The 21,585-nt window shown below is 58.7% G+C and carries 19 protein-coding genes; 10 read left to right on the top strand and 9 right to left on the bottom strand.

What is annotated here, in order from left to right; genetic code table 11:
- Window positions 1–155 precede the first annotated feature (155 nt).
- Window positions 156–683, bottom strand: coding sequence for a hypothetical protein (locus tag VMJ32_05940; protein ID HTQ38547.1), 528 nt, complete (start codon window positions 681–683; stop codon window positions 156–158).
- Between the two features lie 364 nt (window positions 684–1,047).
- Between VMJ32_05940 and VMJ32_05945 the strand changes: the two genes are divergently transcribed.
- A complete protein-coding gene (locus VMJ32_05945) occupies window positions 1,048–2,142 on the top strand; it encodes a PA0069 family radical SAM protein (protein ID HTQ38548.1) in 1,095 nt (364 codons plus the stop codon).
- Window positions 2,143–2,303: 161 nt separating this feature from the next.
- Entirely contained in the window at window positions 2,304–3,626 is a 1,323-nt protein-coding gene (locus VMJ32_05950) for a replication-associated recombination protein A (GenBank protein ID HTQ38549.1), read from the top strand.
- A gap of 79 nt (window positions 3,627–3,705) precedes the next feature.
- On the opposite strand, the gene glyA is transcribed toward VMJ32_05950, so the two are convergent.
- Together glyA and VMJ32_05960 are read right to left on the bottom strand one after the other, a co-directional pair.
- Window positions 3,706–4,959, bottom strand: coding sequence for a serine hydroxymethyltransferase (gene glyA, locus VMJ32_05955; GenBank protein HTQ38550.1), 1,254 nt, complete (start codon window positions 4,957–4,959; stop codon window positions 3,706–3,708).
- 113 nt (window positions 4,960–5,072) lie between these two features.
- A complete protein-coding gene (locus VMJ32_05960; protein HTQ38551.1) occupies window positions 5,073–6,422 on the bottom strand; it encodes a hypothetical protein in 1,350 nt (449 codons plus the stop codon).
- A gap of 89 nt (window positions 6,423–6,511) precedes the next feature.
- Between VMJ32_05960 and VMJ32_05965 the strand changes: the two genes are divergently transcribed.
- Window positions 6,512–6,901 (top strand): DUF488 family protein, encoded by a 390-nt coding sequence (locus tag VMJ32_05965; GenBank protein ID HTQ38552.1) that lies wholly within the window; start codon window positions 6,512–6,514, stop codon window positions 6,899–6,901.
- 2 nt (window positions 6,902–6,903) lie between these two features.
- Here the strand turns inward: VMJ32_05965 and VMJ32_05970 are convergent, their stop codons facing one another.
- Window positions 6,904–7,554, bottom strand: coding sequence for a hypothetical protein (locus VMJ32_05970; GenBank protein HTQ38553.1), 651 nt, complete (start codon window positions 7,552–7,554; stop codon window positions 6,904–6,906).
- Between the two features lie 104 nt (window positions 7,555–7,658).
- On the bottom strand, window positions 7,659–8,993 hold the full coding sequence (locus tag VMJ32_05975) for a DEAD/DEAH box helicase (protein HTQ38554.1): 1,335 nt from the start codon (window positions 8,991–8,993) through the stop codon (window positions 7,659–7,661).
- A 919-nt stretch (window positions 8,994–9,912) separates the two neighbouring features.
- Here VMJ32_05975 and VMJ32_05980 point away from each other — a divergent pair.
- Window positions 9,913–11,115 (top strand): pyridoxal phosphate-dependent aminotransferase, encoded by a 1,203-nt coding sequence (locus VMJ32_05980; GenBank protein ID HTQ38555.1) that lies wholly within the window; start codon window positions 9,913–9,915, stop codon window positions 11,113–11,115.
- A gap of 62 nt (window positions 11,116–11,177) precedes the next feature.
- Here VMJ32_05980 and VMJ32_05985 read toward each other — a convergent pair whose 3' ends face one another.
- Complete coding sequence (locus tag VMJ32_05985; GenBank protein ID HTQ38556.1) at window positions 11,178–11,867, bottom strand: hypothetical protein; 690 nt, start codon at window positions 11,865–11,867, stop codon at window positions 11,178–11,180.
- A complete protein-coding gene (locus VMJ32_05990; protein ID HTQ38557.1) occupies window positions 11,857–12,420 on the bottom strand; it encodes an RNA polymerase sigma factor in 564 nt (187 codons plus the stop codon). The genes VMJ32_05985 and VMJ32_05990 overlap by 11 nt, the downstream gene beginning before the upstream one ends.
- A gap of 426 nt (window positions 12,421–12,846) precedes the next feature.
- Between VMJ32_05990 and glgA the strand changes: the two genes are divergently transcribed.
- From glgA to VMJ32_06010, 4 genes are all read left to right on the top strand, one after another.
- A complete protein-coding gene (gene glgA / locus VMJ32_05995; protein ID HTQ38558.1) occupies window positions 12,847–14,343 on the top strand; it encodes a glycogen synthase GlgA in 1,497 nt (498 codons plus the stop codon).
- A 146-nt stretch (window positions 14,344–14,489) separates the two neighbouring features.
- Window positions 14,490–15,086 (top strand): sterol desaturase family protein, encoded by a 597-nt coding sequence (locus VMJ32_06000; protein ID HTQ38559.1) that lies wholly within the window; start codon window positions 14,490–14,492, stop codon window positions 15,084–15,086.
- A 96-nt stretch (window positions 15,087–15,182) separates the two neighbouring features.
- Window positions 15,183–16,178 (top strand): DUF4921 family protein, encoded by a 996-nt coding sequence (locus tag VMJ32_06005; GenBank protein ID HTQ38560.1) that lies wholly within the window; start codon window positions 15,183–15,185, stop codon window positions 16,176–16,178.
- A gap of 89 nt (window positions 16,179–16,267) precedes the next feature.
- Entirely contained in the window at window positions 16,268–18,496 is a 2,229-nt protein-coding gene (locus tag VMJ32_06010) for an alpha-amylase/4-alpha-glucanotransferase domain-containing protein (GenBank protein HTQ38561.1), read from the top strand.
- A 54-nt stretch (window positions 18,497–18,550) separates the two neighbouring features.
- Here VMJ32_06010 and bioD read toward each other — a convergent pair whose 3' ends face one another.
- Window positions 18,551–19,243 (bottom strand): dethiobiotin synthase, encoded by a 693-nt coding sequence (gene bioD, locus VMJ32_06015; protein HTQ38562.1) that lies wholly within the window; start codon window positions 19,241–19,243, stop codon window positions 18,551–18,553.
- Between the two features lie 82 nt (window positions 19,244–19,325).
- On the opposite strand from bioD, the gene VMJ32_06020 reads away from it, so the two are divergent.
- Together VMJ32_06020 and VMJ32_06025 are read left to right on the top strand one after the other, a co-directional pair.
- Complete coding sequence (locus VMJ32_06020; protein ID HTQ38563.1) at window positions 19,326–20,240, top strand: carbon-nitrogen hydrolase; 915 nt, start codon at window positions 19,326–19,328, stop codon at window positions 20,238–20,240.
- A 16-nt stretch (window positions 20,241–20,256) separates the two neighbouring features.
- The gene (locus VMJ32_06025; GenBank protein HTQ38564.1) at window positions 20,257–21,360 is read left to right on the top strand and encodes an agmatine deiminase family protein; all 1,104 of its coding nucleotides are present in this window, start codon (window positions 20,257–20,259) and stop codon (window positions 21,358–21,360) included.
- On the opposite strand, the gene VMJ32_06030 is transcribed toward VMJ32_06025, so the two are convergent.
- Window positions 21,357–21,585 (bottom strand): hypothetical protein (locus VMJ32_06030; GenBank protein ID HTQ38565.1); only part of this gene is annotated, 229 nt, incomplete at its 5' end. The two genes, VMJ32_06025 and VMJ32_06030, sit on opposite strands and share 4 nt — an antisense overlap.

A 21,585-nucleotide genomic window follows, 5' to 3' on the forward strand; every position in this document is an offset into this window, starting at 1 on the left:
GCCGCTTGTAGGAGCCTGTCCCGCAATTACGCGGTGGATGTAGTTGCCGCTGTCCTCAGCGGCTGCGGTCAGCCCGGATGTGGTGGCCGCTTGTCCTCAGCGGCTGGAGACCCCGGCGCGCCGGGGCCGCTACGTCTTCTTGAGTTGTATACTAATCACTGGATCCCCGGTCCCTTTTCCTGCGCGGGCGGCGGAACGGTCGAATCGGCGCCAGAGCCCGGCGATTTGTCAGAATCCGCCGGCTTGTCGGTCGAGTCTGATCGATCTGTTGTTTTTTCTTCAGGCCGTGGCAATCGAGGAATCGGCAAGACATTCATTAAGTAATACTTCTGCTCTCCCACTAATCCGGCAACCAGACCGATAATCTGCCCTTCGAAGCCGAGCGCCAAGAATTTTTTATGATCGCCGTCGAACAGGGTCAGGTCTGCACCGCTGGGGTTCGATCCCATTTTCATTGCCAGTAACCCGTTGGCAGTGGCGGTTTCCATCACGCCATCGCCGTTTTCATTGGTTCCCAGCGTGACTTTGGCTTTCCCGTCCGCGCCAATCACTTCCAGCGCCTTGCAGCGCACCCGATCCAAATCCGCGGAATGGTTTTGTTGTTCGTTTCCGGTTTGAAACACGCCCAAACCGATCGACAACAACAATAACGGATACACAATCCAGCGTTCGCGATCAGTCATGGCGGCACCATTTTTAGCCGCTGGACTTGCCAGCGGAAGTTGAATAGCGGAAGTTGAATAGTTAGCCGCTGGGCTTGCCCAGCGGAGATTTCACAGAAGGAAAAGCGGGCGACGGCTCTGCAGTTTAGCGATTCCCCGGCCAATCGCCCAGCAAGCGCACGGCTTCTTCGACCTGAATTTTCTACTCGCCGCTGGCAAATCAGCCTCTTTGCGAAAAGAAGAAGCGGCCCGCGGCAGCCGCAATCCAATTCTCTTTGCTGCCGGAATGAAAAAACAGTGCCCTGGGTGTTCCGTCCACAATTGACCTTTGATTAGAACAAATGTACACTACTTGAAAGCCGGTCAAAACCACCCCGCGAAAGTCATGCAGCCACTTCAACAACCTCCACAGCATATCGTCGGCCGCGGGGCCCAAATCGAGCCGACCAATCGGTTCGAAAAAGTTTCCACCCACGCCGATTGGCAGCAGCTCGAACACGACGAATTGGCCGCCCAAAACCAGCGCCGCATTCCCACCGAATTCTTCCCCGACCACACCCGCAGCCTCATCACTCACAACGACAGCCCCGACATTCCATTCACGCACAGCATCAATCCTTATCGAGGTTGTGAGCATGGCTGCGCCTACTGTTACGCTCGCCCCGGACACGAATACCTGGGCATGAACGCCGGCCTCGATTTTGAAACCAAAGTGCTGTACAAGCCCGATGCCGCCCGCCTGCTCCGCGCCGAACTATGCAAACCGTCGTGGAATGGCCGCGAAGTCATCGCCATGTCCGGCGTGACCGATTGCTACCAACCCGCCGAGCGCCGCCTGAAAATCACCCGCTCTTGCATCGAAGTTCTAGTCGAAGCCCGCCAAGCGTTTGGCATCATCACCAAAAACGCCCTCATCCTGCGCGATCTTGATTTGCTCGCCCCTCATGCTGCGCAGAGAATGTGCGCGATCAATCTTTCCGTCACCACACTCGATGCTGATTTAGCTCGCGATCTGGAACCGCGCACCAGTCCCCCAGACAGCCGGCTGCGCGCTGTGAAAGAACTTTCCACCGCCGGTGTACCAGTGCGCGTCATGGTCGCACCCATCATTCCCGGCCTTACCGACGTAGAAATCCCCGCCATTTTGGAAGCCGCCGCCCAGGCCGGCGCTTGTGGCGCAGGCTGGCAAATGTTGCGGCTCCCCTGGGCCGTGCGACCAATTTTCGAAGATTGGCTGGCCCGCAACCGGCCGCTGCAGCGAGACCGTGTAATCGCCCGCATTCAAGATGTCCGCGGCGGGAAAATGAATGATTACCAATTCGGCCGCCGCATGCGTGGTCAAGGCGAATACACCGACGGCATCGCCGACACGTTCCGCGTCTTCAAACACAAGTTCGGCCTGAACCGCGACCTGCCGCCGCTCGACACCACCCAATTCCACCCCCCGCGCTCCGCCGACGGCCAACTCACGCTGTTTTAATCCTCACCGCGTTCATTCACGTTCACCGAACCAACGGATACAATAAACCAGTCGGTTCCCACACAAATCTCCGACCTCCGACTTTCTGCCTTCTGCTTTCCGCCTTCTGCCTTTTTTCCTTCCGCCTTCGTTTCGTCCATCGACCCCTGACCACTTCCGCCATGTCCCTCTTCGCCGCCGCCGAAGCCGAAAACCGCCGCCAGGCCCAACCGCTGGCGGCACGCATGCGCCCCGAATCGCTCGACGACTTCGTCGGCCAGGAGCATTTCCTGGGCGAAGGAAAATTGTTGCGCCGCCTGTTGGCCGCAGACCGCTTGGGCTCGGTCATTTTTTACGGCCCGCCCGGCACCGGCAAAACAACGCTGGCGCATCTGTTGGCGACGGCCAGCCGCAGCATGTTTCAGCCCATGAGCGCCGTCGCCAGCGGCGTAAAAGAACTGCGCGAAGTGCTCGACGAAGCCCGCGACCGTCTCGCCGCCGCCGGCCAACGCACGCTGCTATTCATTGACGAAATTCATCGCTTCAACCGCGCCCAGCAAGATGTGCTCCTGCCCGACGTGGAAGAAGGCGTGGTAATATTGGTCGGCGCCACCACCCAAAATCCCTTCTTCGCGCTCACCAGCGCCTTGGTCAGCCGCAGCCGCATTTTCGAGTTCAAACCCCTGTCCATCGACCACATCAAAGCCATCATTCGCCGCGCTCTGGCCGACGCGCAACACGGCCTCGGCCACGAACAAGTTTCGCTCGACGACGGCGCCCTGCAATTTCTGGCCGAAGTCAGCGATGGCGACGCCCGCCGCGCCCTGGGCGCTTTGGAAATCGGCGTCCTCTCGTCACCCGAGCGCCCGTTGCGGTTCACCAAAGCGCTGGCGCAAGAATCGGTGCAGCGCAAGGCCGTCGACTACGATGCCAGCGGCGACGCCCATTACGACGCTGCCAGCGCGCTCATCAAAAGCATCCGCGGCAGCGATCCCGATGCGGCCATTTACTGGCTGGCCCGCATGCTGGAAGGGGGCGAAGAAGTCCGCTTTCTCACCCGCCGCCTCGTGATTTTAGCCAGTGAAGATGTCGGCAACGCCGATCCGCACGCGCTGCCGTTGGCCGTCGCCGCCATGCAAGCCTGCGAGTTCGTCGGCTTGCCCGAATGTCAGTTGACGCTGGCCCAAGCGGTGGCTTACTTGGCCTGCGCGCCCAAAAGCAACGCCGCCACCGTGGCGATCGGCGAAGCCGTGCACGATGTCCGCGACGGCCGATTGCTACCGGTGCCGGTGCAACTGCGCGACAAGCATTACCAGGGCGCCGAGCGGCTGGGCCACGGCAAAGGCTACGAGTATTCGCACAATGCGCCAGGCGCCATCGCCGCGCAAGACTACTTGGGCATCGAGCGCGAATACTATCGCCCCGTCGATCGCGGCTTCGAAAAAGAACTGGCCTCGCGCCTGGAAAAAATTCGCGCCCGCCTGCGCGAAGCAAAAAAACAGTAGGAGGGGAATCCTTTCCCCGACGGCAGCTTTAATGAAGATGCATTCGCGAGGGTCGGCGAAAGGATTCGCCTCCTACAAATCAGAAAGCTCCTAATCGCGCCGCCGGTACCGGAAACTGCTGGCACAACTCGCTCACTTCACCGCGGATTTCCGCCAGCGCCGCTTCATTCTCCGCCGACTTAAGCGCCCGCAAAATCCAAGCGGCAATCGTTCGCATTTCGTCCGGCCCCATGCCGCGCGTCGTCAGCGCCGGCGTGCCAATCCGCACGCCCGAAGGGTCCATCGGCTTGCGCTCGTCATACGGAATCATGTTTTTGTTCACGGTGATGCCCGCCTTGTCGAGCGCCGCTTCCGCCAGCTTGCCGCCGATGCCCAGCGTCGTGACGTCGACCAACATCAAGTGGTTGTCAGTCCCACCGCTGACTAATCGCAGGCCGCCCGCCATCAGCGCTTCGGCCAGCGCCTTGGCGTTATCCATAATTCGCTGCGCGTAAATTTTGAAGTCGGGCCGCAGCGCCTCGCCAAAGCACACCGCCTTGCCGGCAATCACGTGCATCAGCGGCCCGCCTTGAATGCCCGGGAACACGTTGCGGTCCAAATCCTTGGCGTATTCCGTTTTGCACATGGCCAGCCCGGCCCGCGGACCGCGCAAAGTTTTGTGCGTCGTCGTGGTGACAAAATCGGCGACACCCACGGGATTATCGTGCAAACCCGCCGCCACCAACCCGGCGTAATGGGCCATGTCGACGAACAATTTCGCCCCGACTTCCCGCGAGATTTCCGCAAACTTCCCATGCGGAATTTGCCGCGGATAAGCGCTGGCCCCGGCCACAATCAACTTCGGCTTATGCTCACGGGCCAGCCGCGCCACCTGGTCGAAATCCAATCGGTTAGTATCCCGCGTCACGCCGTACGCCACGAAGTGATACAGCATGCCCGAAATGTTCAATTTCATGCCATGCGTCAAATGCCCGCCGTGGGCCAGGTCCAAGCCCAACACCGTATCGCCCGGCTGCACCGCCGAAAGATACACCGCGAAATTCGCCTGACTGCCCGAGTGCGGCTGCACGTTGGCATGCTCCGCGCCGAATAATTGCTTCGCCCGGTTGCGGGCCAGTTCTTCCACGGTGTCGACATGCTCGCAGCCGCCGTAATACCGCCGGCCCGGATACCCTTCTGCATATTTGTTCGTCAGCACGCTGCCCACCGCCTGCATCACCGCCGGGCTGACATAATTTTCGCTGGCGATCATTTCCAGCCCGTCTTGCTGCCGCTGCGCCTCGGCATCAATGGCGGCCCAAACATCGGGATCTTCCTGCTCAATAAAATTCATGGGCGATTGCAGAAGTGGCATGGGATGGTTTGGAAGTGAATTGACGGATGGATGAAATCGACGACCGAAAATCACCGCACGCTGAATAATTGTCGGCGCTGCAATGCACATCGTCAATCCGTCGAAATGTTCACTTCCGCCTGTCCGGCGTTGTCGCTGAGTTCACCCGCGGAATCGTTCACTCGCAAATACAGCGTGCCGGTTTCGTAGGGCGTAATTGTCGCTGCCAGACCCACCACAATCGGATTCACCAGCGAACTAACCGCGTGGTCAGTATGTTCCGGATGCACGGCCCCCAGCATTAAACCCAGCGGCCGCCCATGAATATAACGCACCGAAACGCCGTTCGGTTCGCTGATCCACGGCTTGGGATCGCTGGCCACTTGAAATCGCCCGCTCGCCGTCAGTTTGTAGGTTTTCCCCGCTTCCAGTAGCACGCCGCTGTTCTGCCAACCCCGGTCGGCCTGCACTTCAACACGACGGTTTTGCGAGCCCAAAGGTTCGCCCGGCGTAAAGTCGATGGCCATGCGACCAAAATCGTAACTGTAATCTAAATTGGCGACAAACACTTCCCACTCTTCTTCCAAGTGCGGGTAATCGTCGCCGTATGCGGCCACCAAATCGGCGTTGAAGTGGTTATGCACGCTCAGCCGTCCCTGCATTTGCCAAAACTTATCGCGGTACTTCGGATGCCCATCCAAAAACGCGCACGCCGCCCACGACCAGCCATACGGTTCCACATGCAAATGGGCCAAGCGGTCGTAAGCCATCACATCCGCCAGGCGCATGGCCCGATGCTGTTCAAAATCTTTCTGCACAATTTCAATCCGGCCTAGCTTGGGCACCTCGGCGGCGTGCTGCGGAAAGTAAGGCAATTGCAATTTGCCCTGTTCCCAATGGTGCGTGCCCAACAATTCCGCCATCCCTTCGATGTACCACGGTGGCGCATTGCTCCCCACCAGCGAGAACATGAACCCATGCACCCCCTCGTGCAACAATAAATGCCGCCGATAGTACGGGCTGGTTTGGTTGTACAGCCAACACTCATGTCCGCGAGTATACCCGTTGAGAAATTTCGGCAAATCGGCCGGCATCAGCCCCGCGTCGATAAATCGCTGTGGATTGTCGATGATCGACGCCCGCATTTTCCAATCCGGATACCGCGCCGCATCGAGCCCAAAATACTTGCACCACAATTCAAACGCCTGGTCAAACACTTGCGGCAATTCATCAACTTCCGGCACAGTGGGCAAATCGGTGTACAACACCAGCCGCCGGCTTTCCAGCTTGCGAATGCCCAAAGCCCGCACCGCGGCTTCGTCGACGGCGGCAAAGAGCGGCGCAGAAGAAACCAATGCGCCTTGATTCGCGCCGCCGGCCGTTTGCGCCCAAGCGCTGCCGCAACTGCACACCAGCGCCGCCGCCAACAAGCCCACGCTGGCCAACCCAATGCGAAAAAACATAGAATAATTGCCGGACCAAATTCACTGAAATCGAATTTTTCGCCGCTTTCTTTATTGTAACTTCCGCCAGGTAAATCCGGGGCCGCATGATGAATCGCCCACAAATTTCGACATATCGCCTCGGTTCCCCGCGAACAAAGCACGAAGGCCTGCGTCTGGGCACGGTCCGGCATCTGCCGCGCGGTGTCCCTCGCAGTGAATATGCCCGGCGCGACTTCTTCGACGTCTGGCTCCCGCTGGTCGCCCCCAGCCGGGAATTGCTCGCCGCATTCAAAGACGGCAAAAAAACTCCGCAACAATTCTTTCGCGCTTATCAAGCGGAAATGCAGCGCCCCGAAGCCCGGCACACCATCGAATTGCTCGCCGCCATCAGCCGCCGCACCCCAATTGCGGTCGGCTGCTTCTGCGAAGACGAAACCCGCTGCCACCGCTCAGTCCTGATCGAACTGATTCGTGCCGCCGGCAAACACTTGCCGTAACTTCAACCGCCCGCAGATTCATCAAGTCGGGCCAGTAATTGCTCCAGCCGCGTCACATATTGTCGATGTACTGCGGCCAGATGCTCTCGTAGCGGTTCAACTTGCTCCGGATTTTCTCGCAACAGTTCCAGAATATCGGCCTCGTCGCGCAGCCGGCCGGCCGCCAATTTAAGTTCCACCAAAGCGGGCAGCGAAATGTAGCGCAACTGCCCACGAACGCCCCCCATCAAACTCGGGTGGGCAATCGTCGTCGGCGCGGGGTGCGTCATGGTGCCAGGCCGCTCCCCCTCGGGCAAAATATCGACGTCGATTCCCGTCTCTCGATGTTGCAGCTTAGGCCAACGTCCTGCCGGTTGATTGAGGATAACAAATCCGCTCACCGACGCCGTTTTGAGAAAATCGTCGATGCGATCGCGCGGCAACACCATGTCAATGTCTTGCGTCACACGGCCAACGTACCCGTGCCGCCAAACGGCCCAACCGCCGCCCACCACCGCTTCGCAATCGCACGCGGCCAGCACCAGATCCAGCGCCTTCACCACGCGTCCATATCGGCCCGGCAAATCCTGCGGCTGTAGCATGCGATTTCTTCCTGCCGCTAAAGCGTCGGCCAATTCCAACTGCTGCGCCAAAAAATCTGCGGTGATCTGCATAGAGCGGTCTCGAACTCCCCAGAATTCTATCTCGCCGTTCGCGATGTTGCAAAACGACACCACCGCCGGGCTGAACGATGCACCTGCTGCCCTGAATCAGCCCCTCAAAGCGCCCGGCGATAGCGCTTGGTTGCCGGTTTCGCTGCCGCGGCCGGCGGTGGCGATGCGCTCTTTGGTTCGGAGCCTGTTCCGGCTGCTCCCGCTTCACTTGCGTTGGCGGCCTCTGTCGCCGCCGCGCCGGCGCTGGGCTGGCTATACTCCTCCTGGCTGTTTCCCCAACCGCCGCCGGGTCTCCACTGCACGGGGCCGCTATGGGCCGGAATGCCCGTCGTGTCGGCCGGTTTTCCCGCGTTGGAAATGCCCGGCATTTCATCGCGATGCAGAAGCCGGTTGATTCTCATCTCAATCCGCGTCAATTCGTTTCCTTCCTCGGGAGTGACAAACGAGTACGCCACGCCTTCCCGCCCCATGCGGCCGGTGCGCCCCACGCGGTGCACGTAATCATCGCAGAATTGGGGCAAATCGTAGTTGATAATGTGCGAAATCCCCGATACGTCGATGCCGCGTCCCACCACGTCGGTGGCCACTAAATACCGCACCTCGCCCGCTCGAAACGCGGCCATCACGCGATCGCGCGCCCCCTGGTGCAAATCGCCATGAATCGTGGCCGCTTCGGACAGCTTTTTCGAAAGCCGCTGATACACTTTTTCCGTTCCCCTCTTGGTCCGGCAAAAAATAATCGCCTGCCGAGGCTGCTCGCGCTGCAGCAGCTTCTCCAGCAGCTCGAATTTGCGGTTGGCGTCGACCGTGAAATAAAATTGCTCGATCGTCTCCACCGCCACGTCCTTGGGCGAAAAATTCTGCACTTCCGGATCGCGCATGTAGCGCTTCGCCAGCCGTTCCACCGGCGGCGGCACCGTCGCAGAAAGCAGCAGCGTTTGCCGCGATTGGGGGCAGTTCCGCAGAATTTTTTCGATGTCCGGCCGGAAGCCGATGTCCAACATCCGGTCTGCCTCGTCCAGCACCACCATTTTCAAATCGCGCAGTCCCAAAGTGCCCCGCGCCAAATGGTCCAGCACCCTTCCCGGAGTGCCGATGACCACTTCCACGCCGCGGCGAAGTTTTTCGATTTGCCCCTTGATCGGCTTGCCGCCGTATAAGGCCACCGCATGCACTTTGCGCCCATGCGACAGCTTGATGACTTCTTCGCGCACTTGCACGGCCAGTTCGCGCGTCGGTACCAACACCAGCGCTTGCGGACCGGGATGTTTTTTCCCCAAATCAAGCTGCTCTAATATCGGTATGGCGAACGCCGCCGTTTTTCCGGTCCCGGTACGGGCTTGGCCCAGCACGTCAACTCCGGCCAAGGCCCGTGGAATCAAGCCGGCCTGAATTGGCGTCGGTTGCGAGTATTCCGCAGCAGCCAGCGCCGCCAGCATCGTGGTTGAAAGATTTAGCTGATCGAATCGGGTCGATTGATCCAGCACACTGGTTGCCGTATCGGTCACTGAATTCGCTGCCAGAAGAGCTTGAAGAAGCGGGTTGATCGCCCCCCGCGCAAGAATGAATCACTATTTACATTACACGCAACTCTAACATGCCAAACAAGTTTGGTCAATGTCGCGCCGTCGTCCACGGAACAGCGGCCCGACCATGAAAAAATAGGTCGGTCTGTGCCGCAAGCGCGCAGACCGACCTTTCTCGTCGGAATCAAACAACGATTAGCATACGCCTATTGGGGCGCTTACCATCGCCGGCTGCTCTTTTTCTTTGCAGAACGCTTGCTCGCCTTTTTTTTCGGTGAGCGTTTCGATTTTCGAGCACTGGATTTCTTCTTGGCTGCCATATCTATTGGCTCCTGAACTAGCGAGCACCACATGCAAACAAATCAGCGGTCGAGCCTGGGGTGCTCCGGTTCAGGCCGGTTCCGCCAACAACACGTTCTAGTTCGATGACGCACTAATCCCGAAGTCGCTGTTTCCTACGGCACGGCGACTTTCGATCTGCAATCCAAGTTCCCGAGGGTGGCCAGTCGACAAAACTTGCCTGTGGCTGGCCTAACAACTACTCCCATGCAGGCCATTGAAACACGATCCCCAGAAATCTGTCAATACGAGTTTGCCGCGCCATCAATCTGACGCGCCTTGGAACTTCGACGTGTCATTCTTGCGCCCCAGTAGGTTTCGCAACATGAGTTTCAATCGCTTCGCATCGGGCGGCTGGAAGGCGCTTTACCCGACCCGCTTGGAGACGAACCCGCAGGCGAATATGATTGTCCTGTCTTCCAGTACAATGCCGTGCGTGGTTCGTGTTTCTTGCCAGCCGCTTTCCGTTCATTGCAGCCCAAGGATTTCGCCCATGGCGATGCAGATTTCACATATCGTTTCCGCCTTGGAACCCTCCGCCACGTTGGCGATGGCCGCCAAAGCCAAGGAGCTGGCTGCCGCCGGAAAGAAGGTGTACGACTTCAGCGTGGGCGAGCCCGATTTCACTACGCCCCCGCACATTTGCGCGGCCGCCGATGCGGCCATCGCGGCCGGCCACACGCATTACACCGTTGCCAGCGGCATTCCGGAATTGAAAAAAGCAATTGTCAAAACTTACAAGCAGCGCACCGGCCTGGAATACCAGCCGGCCCAAGTAGTGGTTTCCAACGGGGCTAAACATTCCCTGCACAATGTTTTTGCCGCGCTGTGCAATCCGGGCGATGAAGTCATTATTCCGGCCCCCTATTGGGTCAGCTATGCAGAATTGGTGAAGCTCACCGGCTCGAAGCCCGTCATCCTGCAAACAGCCGAGACTAACGATTTCAAACTGACGCCCGCTCAACTGCAAGCGGCGATTACTCCGCGCACGACCATCCTCCTGGTTTGTTCTCCCAGCAATCCCACCGGCAGCGTCTACTCGCCGGAGGAGTTGGCCGCACTGGCTGACGTAGTTCTCCAGCACAATTTGCTGGTTGTGAGCGACGAAATCTATGAACACTTGATTTACGGCAACCATCGCTTCAAAAGCTTCCCCACGGTGCGGCCGGGCTTGGTGGAGCGCACTGTGGTGGTGAACGGCGTAAGCAAATCGTACGCCATGACCGGCTGGCGCATCGGCTGGACCTTATCACCCACAAACGTGGCCAAGGCCATGGCCGATTTACAAAGCCAGGAAACCTCGAATCCATGCAGCATCAGTCAGTATGCGGCGGCGGCGGCCCTGGAAGGTCCGCAACAATGCGTCCGCGACATGCACGCAGAATTTTCCATGCGACGCGATTTTGTCCGCAGCCGGCTGGCCAGAATCCCGGGCGTAAGCGTTCCGGAAATGGCCGGCGCCTTTTACGCCTTTGTAAACATCAAGCAGCATTTAGGCGGCACTTACAGCGGCGTAAAATGCGCCAACTCGGCCCAATGGTGCCTGGCGCTGTTGGAACAGCAAAATGTGGGGACGGTAATGGGCTCGGCCTTCGGGGCGGAAGGATACGTCCGCATCTCCTACGCCGCCAGCATGGCCGACCTGGAAGCTGGCCTGGATCGAATCGCCGCTTTCATTGCCGGCGCGAAAAAATAGCCGCTGATAGCTAAGGGGAAAGCTGAAAAAGCAAAACCGCGGGATGCGATGCAGACCCTCCGCTATTTGTCCTTGCCGGCCGGTGGCGCTTCGTTCACCCGCTGACGCAGTTCGCTCACCTCTTTCCGCAGCGATTCCAACGTTTGCTGCATGTCCGCCTGCTCTTTGTCGCGCCGAGCCAGTTCATCTTGCAGCTTGCGTATCACCTGCTCGAACGCCGCCGATTGAATGCGCAACATCTCGACTTCGCTCAGTGTGGTTCGCGCGGCCGGGACCGTATTAAACCCGACGGCTTGCACACCGACGGAATTTTCATCGTCGCTGACAGCGCCGCTGCCCGAAGCTTTGCTGCCCGAAGTTTCGCTGCCTGAAGCTTCGCTGCTAGCGACCGGGCTGTGCAACGCGTGCGGCACCGGCCCATTGCCCGCGCTGCGCGAATAAATAGTTATGGCCGTGGCTGCGCCCCCCAACCCCATGAACAGCACGGCCGCCGCCGCTTGCTGCCAAAATGGCCGGGGCCGGCGCACGGCAAGGCGCGTTTCAAGCGGCAGGACAATCTGGCGCTTGTCCACTTCACGAGCCACCGCTGCCGCAGCAACCGTGGCCGGATACCGCGCGGCCAAAAACTGTGCGTCATCAGTCAGTTGTTGCGCCACCGCCTGTAAATCGTCGGGCCATTCGTCCGCCGAAGAATCGTCGGACTCGTGGCCTGTCATCTGCAAAATCGATTTTCGCGGCGGTTCAATTGACATGGTGAATGTTTCCTGGCACTGCAGGCTGCGACTCGCTGCTGGGGCGATGTTCGGCCAACATGGCTTCACGCAAGCCGGCCACGCCGTGAAAGATTCGAGATTTAACGGTCCCCACAGGGCAACGCAGTACTTCCGCAATTTCCTCGTAGGGCAGTTGCCCACTGAAGCGCAAAACCAAAGCGTGCCGCTGCGGAGTTGGTAAATCGGCCACCAGTCTCCACAGGCTGCGATTCCATTCCTTGATTTCCAGTGGCGTTTCCGCCGCAGGCGCCAATTTATCGACGCCGCTTTCGGTACTCCATAGCACGCGGAGCTTGTTTCGCCGTCTCGCGCCGCTGCGCCGCCGATTGCGATCTAAATTCAAGAGAATTCCGTATAGCCAGGTGTAAATGCTGCTGCTGCCCCGAAAGCGCGGCAATTCCCGTGACAGCACCAAAAACGTTTCTTGCGTCAAGTCGTCCGCATCCCACGGATTGCCGGTCAACACCAACGCAGCACGATGAATCCGCGCCAAATAATTCTCGCTAATCTGTCGAACGTCGAGCTCACTCATGGCAGCGAATGCCGCGGGGCGATAAAGGCACTGCACCAACAACACCATGGAAACCTCCATTTTATCAACACCCAATGCAATCCGCCACGCTACCGCGATAATGGTAGTGGGCCAATTTGAACATAGCCCGACTGTGTCAGTCGGGAAAAGCGGCTGTCGGAATTTCAAATTGTCCCACCACCGCGATAATCGCTGCCCACCGCCGAGAAATCGTCCCCTAGCAGTGAGTGGTGCAAGTCCAAGCCAAAGTTCAATCGAATTTGCAATTTTCAGCCTTTTCACACCCCGCCCGATTGCGGCAAACACCGCACAGTTCAATTTTCCCGCATTTTGTGTTAGTTTAAGCCGCGACGCAGGCCAAATGCCGGCCTATGATTTTGAAGATGCCGGATTGTCGACATTTCAGCTCGGGGGGAGGCTGTCGCCTTGAAAATTGTTTTGGCCACTAGCGAGGCGGTCCCCTTTGCCAAAACCGGCGGTCTGGCCGATGTTTGCGGCGCGCTGCCCCAGGAGTTGCATCGCCTGGGACATCAAGTGACGGTCGTCATGCCGGCCTATCGTTCGGTGTTTCAAGCCGGCGTATCGATCGAAGCCACCGGCATTCCGCTCAATATTCGCATCGGCCGCAACAGCATTGCCGGTCGGCTGCTTCGCGGAAAATTTCCCGGCTCCCAAGTGCCCGTCTATTTTGTCGATCAACCCGGCTATTACGACCGGGACGGTCTGTACCAAACCGCCGGCAAAGATTACCCCGACAACTGCGAGCGGTTTGTGTTCTTCAGCCGCGCGGTGTTGGAGGCCGTGCGTTTGCTGGAATTGGATGTCGATATTTTGCATTGCAACGATTGGCAAACCGGCCTCTTGCCGGCGTATCACAAAATCGAATATCGCGGCGTTCCGCGCTTTGAGCGAACGGCCTCGCTCATCACCGTTCACAATTTGGCGTTCCAGGGAACGTTTTGGCATTGGGACATGCTGCTCACCGGGTTGGATTGGAAGTATTTCAACTGGCATCAAATGGAATTCTTCGGTCAGTTGAATCTTCTCAAAACCGGCTTGGCATTCGCCGACGCCATCAATACGGTCAGCCCACGCTATGCCGAGGAAATTCAAACCGCTCCCTTGGGTTGCGGCTTAGAGGGTTTATTGCAGCAGCGCCGCAGCGTGTTGTCGGGAATCATCAACGGCGTGGACTATTCGCAATGGAATCCGCTAACCGATCCTCATCTCCCCGCGAAATACAATTCAGCCAACGTGCGCGAAGGGAAAGCCAAGTGCCGGGCAGCGCTGCAACAGGAATTTGGTTTGCCCAAAGATAACGGCGCAGCGCCCGTTGTGGCGTTCGTCGGGCGACTGACAGAACAAAAGGGAATTGAATTGCTCATCGCTGCCATTTCCGAATGGGTTCAGTCGACCGGTGTGCAATGGGTGATACTGGGAACCGGCGAGCCCAAATACCAGGAGCAATTGCAAACGCTGGCCCAGCGCCATCGGCAAAAAGTGGGCGTAAAGTTCGAATTCTCCGAACGGCTGGCCCATTTGATCGAAGCCGGCGCCGACATCTTCCTCATGCCCAGCCGCTTCGAACCCTGCGGCCTCAGCCAGCTCTACAGCCTGAAGTATGGCGCCGTGCCCATCGTGCGGGCCACCGGCGGCCTGGCCGATACCGTCATCAACGCCACTGACGAAACGCTGGCCGCGGGCACAGCCACCGGTTTTAGCTTTCACGATTACAGCGCTTTTGCCCTCAGCGAAACCCTCCGCCGGGCCGTGGGTTTGTTCGCCAAACCCGAAGTCTGGAATAAAATGGTCGCCGCCGGCATGCAGCAAGATTGGTCGTGGGGTCGCAGCGCGCGGGAATACACAGCGCTGTACGAGCGCACGCTCGCTCGAGTCCGCAGTGGCGATACTGCCAAGATTTGACAATCGCACGATTGTGCAATCGCAGCATCGCCCAAAGCCTTCTACGGGGCTGCTGTTTTCTCAATAGGCCGGCGCGTGTAAACTACATTTCGTGGTTGGCCGGCATAGAGGCAGCGTGGATTGTCGCTTCGAGCAAGGAAATCGACATGAATTGGTATGCCATGGGCGTCGGCACAGCATGGGCCGTCGGCGGATTCATCTTTGGCACCTTCGTCGAGTATTGGGGTCACCGCTTCATGCACGCCGTCACCTGGGGACCCGGAAAAACTCATCGGGAACATCATGCCCGCGGAACGGCACAGGGGGTTTTGTTGGAATTCTGGGATTATTTCAAGTACACCTGGGTCCTCATGTGGCCGCCGTTTTTAATTTCGCTTCCGGCAGGAATTGGTTGGGTGATTGGAGCCAATGCCTTTATTTTTTTCTCCGCGTTCGGCCATCAAGTTCAACACGAAAATCCCAAACGCTGCTTCTGGATGCCCCGACCCGTGCATTTCATGCATCATGCGCACAACCAGTGGCATCATAATTTCGGACTGTCGCTGGATATTTGGGACCGCATCTTCGGCACCTATCAGCCGCTGCAGTGGGAAGATCGTTTGAAGCCCGAGCAAGCAGCGGCAGCCACGCGCAAGTTCTGGCAAATCAACTGGCTCTGGGGCGGCAATGCCGAAGCCGAACGCCGCATGGAAGAAGAACGGCAAAAAAAAATGGAAAGCGCAAAGCAAATCGCCAAATCATAAAGCGCAAAGTAGAAAGCCGCGACCGTTGGTCGCGCAGCACCGCTGATTGGGTATCAAAACGAACTTCGGCGCGATCAACCCTACTGGCATGTTGTAATGTCCGAACTCCGCCGCAATCCGATCACCGGGCATTGGGTGATTCTGGCGGAAAATCGCGCCGCGCGGCCCCAGGAAGTGGATATTCAGCAGGTGGTGCGGACCCAAATTACCTGCCCGTTCTGCGAAGGCAACGAACATTGCACGCCCAGCGAAGTGCTGGCTCTGCGCGCCGCTGGTAGTCCGCCCGACTGTCCCGGCTGGCGCGTTCGCGTGGTGCCCAACAAATATCCGGCGGTGGAAGCGCTTGGCAAAATCAATCAACCGCTAGCCAATTCTCAAGCCGACCTCGTACCCGGTGCGGGTCTGCACGAAATCATCATCGAATCACCACGCCATTTGACCAGCGTTGCCGAACTGAGCGATGTGCAAATGGCCGAGGTATTGGAAGTTTACCGCCAGCGCCTGGCCACACTGCGAGGTGTACGTCGCTTTCGTTTGGCCGTTGTATTCAAAAACGGCGGACCATCAGCCGGGGCCACGCTAACTCATTTGCACAGCCAATTGCTGGCATTCGAAAACGGCGGACCAAACTTTGGCGACCGCCTTCCAAATTTTCAGAACTACACCCAACAACATGGCATTTGTCCCGCGTGCCAGATGTCCCACGAACTGCCCAGCGACAAGAGCCGCCTCGTGGCCCGTACTGCCAACTTTGTGGCTTTTTGCCCTTCTGCCTCGCGGATGGCTTACGAAACCTGGATTCTGCCGCTGGCCCACGCGCCCCATTTCGATGCCCAGGCTTCGGAAAGTCTGCCGGAATTGGCCAGCTTGCTGCGCAGGGTGCTCGTTAAACTCCAGCAGATCGTTAAACTGCCCGCCTACAATTACATCGTTCATACCGCCCCCTTTGACACACCCGGTTGCGACCACTATCACTGGCATATAGAGATTCTTCCGCGCACCACGAACCTGGCGGGCTTTGAATTGGGCACCGGCTGCTACATCAACGCGGTCTTGCCCGAGCGGGCCGCGGCGGCACTCCGCGAAGTGTAATTTCGCTTGCCATTGGCCACAGGGTCGGTCAATCACTAAAATCAGTAGAGTCAAATTTCGCCGCCTTTTGCCCAGCGCTGCTTCCGCCGATGCCCCATCCGATTCGCCTTTTGTTTGTGCTGCACGATCATCAGCCGGTCGGCAATTTCGAAGGCGTCTTCGAACAGGCCTATCAAGACAGTTACCGGCCGTTTCTGGACGTGATCGAGCCCTACGCCAATTTTAAACTGGCGTTGCACACCAGCGGCCCATTGATGGAATGGCTCGACGCGCATCATCCCGAATATGTCGACCGCTTGGCTGCGCTGGCGGCGGCGGGCCGCTTGGAAATTATTGGCGGCGCTTATTTTGAGCCAATTTTGCCGATGATACCCTCCCGCGATCGCATCGGCCAAATCCGCGCTTATCGAGAATTTTTACAGCGCCGCTTTGGTACTCCGATCCGTGGAGCCTGGATTGCCGAACGCGTGTGGGAGCAAAGCCTCACCGCCGACTTGGCCGCCGCCGGCGTCGAATACATCATCCTTGACGATTCGCACTTTAAATCGGCCGGACTGACCGAAGATCAACTGTGGGGTTATTACCTCACCGAAGATGACGGCCGTTTGCTGCGCGTATTTTCCGGCAGCGAACGCCTGCGGTACACCATTCCCTTTGCCGCCCCCAACGATTCGATCGATTACTTGCGCGGCATTGCCGAACGCCAGCCGGGCGCGGTGGCCGTGTTTGCCGACGATGGCGAAAAATTCGGCTGCTGGCCCGATACCAAAAAACCGGTTTATCAAGACGGCTGGCTGCGGCAGTTTTTCGATCTGGCGCAGGCCAACGCGGATTGGCTCCACTGGACTACCCCTTCGGAAACCATCGACCATGTGCTCCCCTTGGGCAAAGTTTACATTCCCGAAGGCAGCTATCGCGAAATGACCGAGTGGGTTTTGCCCCCTGAGCAATTGCTGGCTTACGAGGCCGCGCGGGCGGAGCTGAAGCAACACCCGCAATGGAATGGCATTTCGCGCTTTGTGCATGGCGGCACATGGCGAAATTTTTTGGTGAAATATCCCGAAATCAACGAAATGTACTCTCGGATGATGATGGTCAGCCGCCGTCTGCACGATGCGTTGGAAAACGCGGCTTCAGTGGTCCCGCCCCCGCATGTGTCGCTCAATGGCCGCTCGGCCCTCTCGCGCGACGAATTGTTGCATGATGCCCGCACCGAAATGTATCGCGCCCAGTGCAATTGTGCCTATTGGCACGGCGCCTTCGGCGGCGTTTATTTGCCTCATTTGCGGCACGCAATTTATCAACACCTCATCGCCGCGGAAAATTTGCTCGACCGCGCCGCCGGACAGCATGCTTCCTGGGTGGAAGCGGTCTCGGACGATTTGAATTTCGACGACCGCCCCGAAGTCGAATTGTCCAACGATCGTTGCCTGGCACTCTTGTCTCCCAGCCGCGGCGGACAATTATACGAGCTCGATGTCCGCGCCATCTGCCACAACTTGTTGGCCACGCTCAGCCGACGGCCCGAAGCCTACCATCGCCGCGTGTTGGCGGGCCCCGGCGCCGCCGGCGGCAGCGTCATCGACGCCAACACGCCCGTGAAGTTTAAGCAGCAGGGCTTGGAGCGGCATTTGCAATACGACAGTTACTTGCGAAAAAGTTTATTGGATCACTTTTACGACGACGAAATTTCGCCCGAGGCCCTCGAACACAACGAGGCCCAGGAACGGGGCGATTTTTTGCAAGGACCGTACGAAGCACGCCTTCGCCGCAATCCAGACCGCGTGCAAGTCCAGCTTTCTCGCGCCGGAAACGCGTGGGGAATTCCGCTCAAAATCACCAAGGGGTTAACGCTGCATGCCGGCAGTTCCACGTTGGAAATCGCCTACGTCCTCGAGGGCTTGCCCGCCGATCGCACGTTCCACTTCAGCGTGGAATTCAACTTCGCCGGAATGCCCGCCGGCGCCGACGATCGCTACTTTCACAACGGCGATCACCAGCGGCTTGGCCAACTCGGCTCGCGCTTAAGTCTTTCCGATGCTGCGACCCTGAATCTGGTCGACGAATGGCTGGGCCTCGACGTCGGATTGGCGTTCAATCGCCCCACGAATTTGTGGACCTACCCCATCGAAACCGTCAGCCAATCGGAAGGGGGCTTCGAACTGGTTCATCAAGCCGTCTGCCTGCAACCCCACTGGCATATCCAGCCCGATGCCAAAGGCCGTTGGACCGTCGTGATGCAACTCAAGCTCGATACATCTTTAGCCGAGCAGCGCCAGGCAGCCGCTGCGGAACCTACCATTGCGCTGCATTCGTAGACGCCCTTGGTTCCTCAACGACAAAACGACGCAAAGAGCATTGGCAGAACCGCGCTACGGCGCGCGGGCCACACTCCCCCAATCCACGCCCGGCTCGAAATTTTGCTGCCCGAACTTTACCTCTGCCAACAGCGGCGGCACCGAACGCATTTCTAGCTGCCGCCGGTTGTCGATCAAACTCGGATCACCGTCCGGCTGCATGGTCCGATTCAACACAATGCCGGCGATGCTAAGCCCGTCGCGGAAAGTCATCGCCACAATCATGGTTTGCAGCGTTTGATTGATCACCCCGATCTGATTCCTTGCCACGACAATCAGCGGATAACCAAAATCGTGCGCCAGGTCAGCCACGTATTCGTCGTCGCCCAACGGGCTCATCAAGCCGCCGGCCCCTTCCACGATCAAAAAATTCGACCGTTCTCGCCAGTAATCCAATCCGCTGCGAAGTAAATTTGCATCCAACTCCTTGCCTTCGGCCTGCGCGGCCAAATGGGGCGACAGCGGCGCGGCAAACCGTTGCGGACAGACCCGCTCCAATTCGCCGGGCGAGCCGGCCGCCAACCACAACTCCTGGGCATCTTCGGCAATCAGGCTGCCGCTTTCGCTGGAGCATCCGCTGGCCACCGGCTTGTAAACGCCAACGTCCAATCCTTGCGCACGGGCAGCGCGGGCAATCATCGCCGCCACGTGCGTCTTGCCGACGCCTGTATCGTTCCCGGTCACAAACAATCCGACGGGTGTACGCATGTTGCAAACTACGCTACCATGAACCATTCGACTTGTTAACGCCGTTTTTTCCATGCCGCGAAAATGACTCGCGGTTGCTTCGATGAACGCCGCCAACCAATCATCCGTTTCCGCTTCTGGAAACCTCTCCCCAGCAAGTCACGTCAACGTGGCGCTGGTGCAGATGAACTGCGTCGCTGCCAAGCAAAAAAACGTCGACAAGGCCCTCGCTCGAATTGCCGAAGCCGCGGCCGCCGGAGCGAACGTCGTTTGCCTGCAAGAATTGTTCCAGGGACTGTATCCCTGCCAATCCGAAGACCATGCCCGGTTCGAGGAAGCCGAGCCCATTCCCGGCCCCACCAGCGAAGCCTTAGCCGCCGCCGCCAAAAAGCACGGCGTGGCGATCATCGGTTCGCTGTTCGAACGCCGCGCCGCCGGCGTGTATCACAATACGGCGGTCGTCTTCGATGCCGACGGCCGCACCGCCGGCGTCTATCGAAAAATGCACATTCCAGACGATCCGAATTATTACGAGAAGTTTTATTTTGCGCCTGGAGATTTAGGTTTTGCCGCCTTCGATACCCGCTTTGCCCGCGTCGGTCCGTTGGTGTGTTGGGACCAATGGTATCCGGAAGCCGCCCGGCTCACCTCGTTGCGCGGCGCACAAATCCTGTTTTACCCCACGGCCATCGGCTGGCTGCACGCGGAAAAAGCGGAATACGGCGTCAGCCAGCACGCCGCCTGGGAAACCATGATGCGCAGCCACGCCATCGCCAATGGCCTGTTCGTCGTGGCCGTCAACCGTGTGGGAACCGAAGGCGGCATCGAGTTTTGGGGCGCATCATTCGTGGCCGATCCTAACGGCAACATCCTGGCCCGCGCCACCCACGATCGAGAAGAAACATTGATCGTGGAGTGCGATTTAAGCCGCATCGACGTCGTCCGCACCCATTGGCCGTTCCTCCGCGACCGCCGGATCGACGCCTATGGCGACATCACCCGCCGCTACGTGGATTGAACACCACGCACACAAAATGAACAGCGATCCACGCCCCTCGCCCCTCGCCCCCCGCGCCTCGCCTCTCTCCCCTGCTGAAGTCCCCGCCGCACTTGGCTACCGCATGCCCGCCGAATGGGAACCGCATGCCGCCACCTGGCTCGCCTGGCCCCACAAGCGGGAAAGTTGGCCCGGCAAGTTCGAGCCCATTCCGCCTCTGTTTGCGCGCTTGGTGCGCACACTGGCCCAGTTCGAACCAGTGCACATTCTGGCCGGCGGCGCCGATCCAGAATCCGGCACGCCGCTCATCGATCAAGTAAAACAACTTCTCGGCAACGTGCCCAACGTCACCCTGCACAACATCCCCACCAACGACGCTTGGACCCGCGATCACGGCCCCACGTTCCTTGTCGGACCGCCTGGCTCACCGCCAGCGCTGGTCGATTGGGGCTACAACGCGTGGGGCGGCAAATATCCGCCGTTCGATTTGGACGATGCCGTGCCCCAGCGCATCGCTCAATACACCGGCCGAAAGCTGTTTCACCCGGGAATTATTTTGGAAGGCGGCGCCATCGATTCCAACGGCCTCGGCACGATTCTCACCACCGAGCAATGCCTGCTTAACCCGAATCGCAACCCGCAGCTCTGTTGCCACGATATGGAAAAATATCTGGCCGATTATCTGGGCGCCAAAAAAACCCTTTGGCTGGGCGAGGGAATCGAAGGGGACGATACCGACGGCCACATCGACGAGCTGGCCCGCTTTGTCGGCCCACGTACTGTGGTCGCTGCGCTGGAAGACGACACAAACGACGTCAACTACTCGCCGTTACGAGAAAATTTCGAGCGGCTGCAGCGCATGACCGATCAAAACAATCAACCGCTTAATGTGATCGCGCTGCCCATGCCCCGGCCCATCCACTACGAAGACCAGCGCCTCCCCGCCTCGTATTGCAATTTCTACCTGGCCAACGGCGTGGCCATTGTGCCGCAATTCGACGACCCGGCAGATGCTAAGGTTTTACAAATTCTCAGCCAACTGCTCCCGGGCCGCCAAATCATCGGCCTGCCGGCCCGTGACCTGGTGTGGGGCTTGGGTGCCTTCCACTGTATCACCCAACAAGAACCGGCCCTAAATTAACGAATTGCTCCAGTTGAATTTCGGCGGCGAAACATCATCAGCCAACCCGCCGCGGTGCTAATGGCCAACACCCACGCCTCCGGTTCGGGCACGCCGCTTGTCTCCGCACCGCCGCCGCGCAACATATTGAGTAAGTATTGCAGATCGGCATTCGTAACCCGTCCATCTCCGTTCATGTCTCCCAATGTCAATAGATTATCGCTTGTCAAAAATGCGTTCTCAGGA

This window comes from Pirellulales bacterium (assembly GCA_035499655.1).
Taxonomy (GTDB): Bacteria; Planctomycetota; Planctomycetia; order Pirellulales; family JADZDJ01; genus DATJYL01.

Excerpts from the sequence above, each read along its gene's own strand:
- VMJ32_05985 (HTQ38556.1), bottom strand. The coding sequence starts at position 11,867 with ATGTCAATTGAACCGCCGCGAAAATCGATTTTGCAGATGACAGGCCAC.
- VMJ32_05975 (HTQ38554.1), bottom strand. The coding sequence starts at position 8,993 with ATGCTGGCGGCGCTGGCTGCTGCGGAATACTCGCAACCGACGCCAATT.
- VMJ32_05950 (HTQ38549.1), top strand. The coding sequence starts at position 2,304 with ATGTCCCTCTTCGCCGCCGCCGAAGCCGAAAACCGCCGCCAGGCCCAA.
- VMJ32_05945 (HTQ38548.1), top strand. The coding sequence starts at position 1,048 with ATGCAGCCACTTCAACAACCTCCACAGCATATCGTCGGCCGCGGGGCC.
- VMJ32_06025 (HTQ38564.1), top strand. The coding sequence starts at position 20,257 with ATGAACAGCGATCCACGCCCCTCGCCCCTCGCCCCCCGCGCCTCGCCT.
- VMJ32_06000 (HTQ38559.1), top strand. The coding sequence starts at position 14,490 with ATGAATTGGTATGCCATGGGCGTCGGCACAGCATGGGCCGTCGGCGGA.
- VMJ32_05940 (HTQ38547.1), bottom strand. The coding sequence starts at position 683 with ATGACTGATCGCGAACGCTGGATTGTGTATCCGTTATTGTTGTTGTCG.
- VMJ32_05980 (HTQ38555.1), top strand. The coding sequence starts at position 9,913 with ATGGCGATGCAGATTTCACATATCGTTTCCGCCTTGGAACCCTCCGCC.
- VMJ32_06005 (HTQ38560.1), top strand. The coding sequence starts at position 15,183 with ATGTCCGAACTCCGCCGCAATCCGATCACCGGGCATTGGGTGATTCTG.
- bioD (HTQ38562.1), bottom strand. The coding sequence starts at position 19,243 with ATGCGTACACCCGTCGGATTGTTTGTGACCGGGAACGATACAGGCGTC.
- VMJ32_05990 (HTQ38557.1), bottom strand. The coding sequence starts at position 12,420 with ATGAGTGAGCTCGACGTTCGACAGATTAGCGAGAATTATTTGGCGCGG.
- VMJ32_05965 (HTQ38552.1), top strand. The coding sequence starts at position 6,512 with ATGAATCGCCCACAAATTTCGACATATCGCCTCGGTTCCCCGCGAACA.
- VMJ32_06010 (HTQ38561.1), top strand. The coding sequence starts at position 16,268 with ATGCCCCATCCGATTCGCCTTTTGTTTGTGCTGCACGATCATCAGCCG.
- VMJ32_05960 (HTQ38551.1), bottom strand. The coding sequence starts at position 6,422 with ATGTTTTTTCGCATTGGGTTGGCCAGCGTGGGCTTGTTGGCGGCGGCG.
- VMJ32_06020 (HTQ38563.1), top strand. The coding sequence starts at position 19,326 with ATGAACGCCGCCAACCAATCATCCGTTTCCGCTTCTGGAAACCTCTCC.
- VMJ32_05970 (HTQ38553.1), bottom strand. The coding sequence starts at position 7,554 with ATGCAGATCACCGCAGATTTTTTGGCGCAGCAGTTGGAATTGGCCGAC.
- glyA (HTQ38550.1), bottom strand. The coding sequence starts at position 4,959 with ATGAATTTTATTGAGCAGGAAGATCCCGATGTTTGGGCCGCCATTGAT.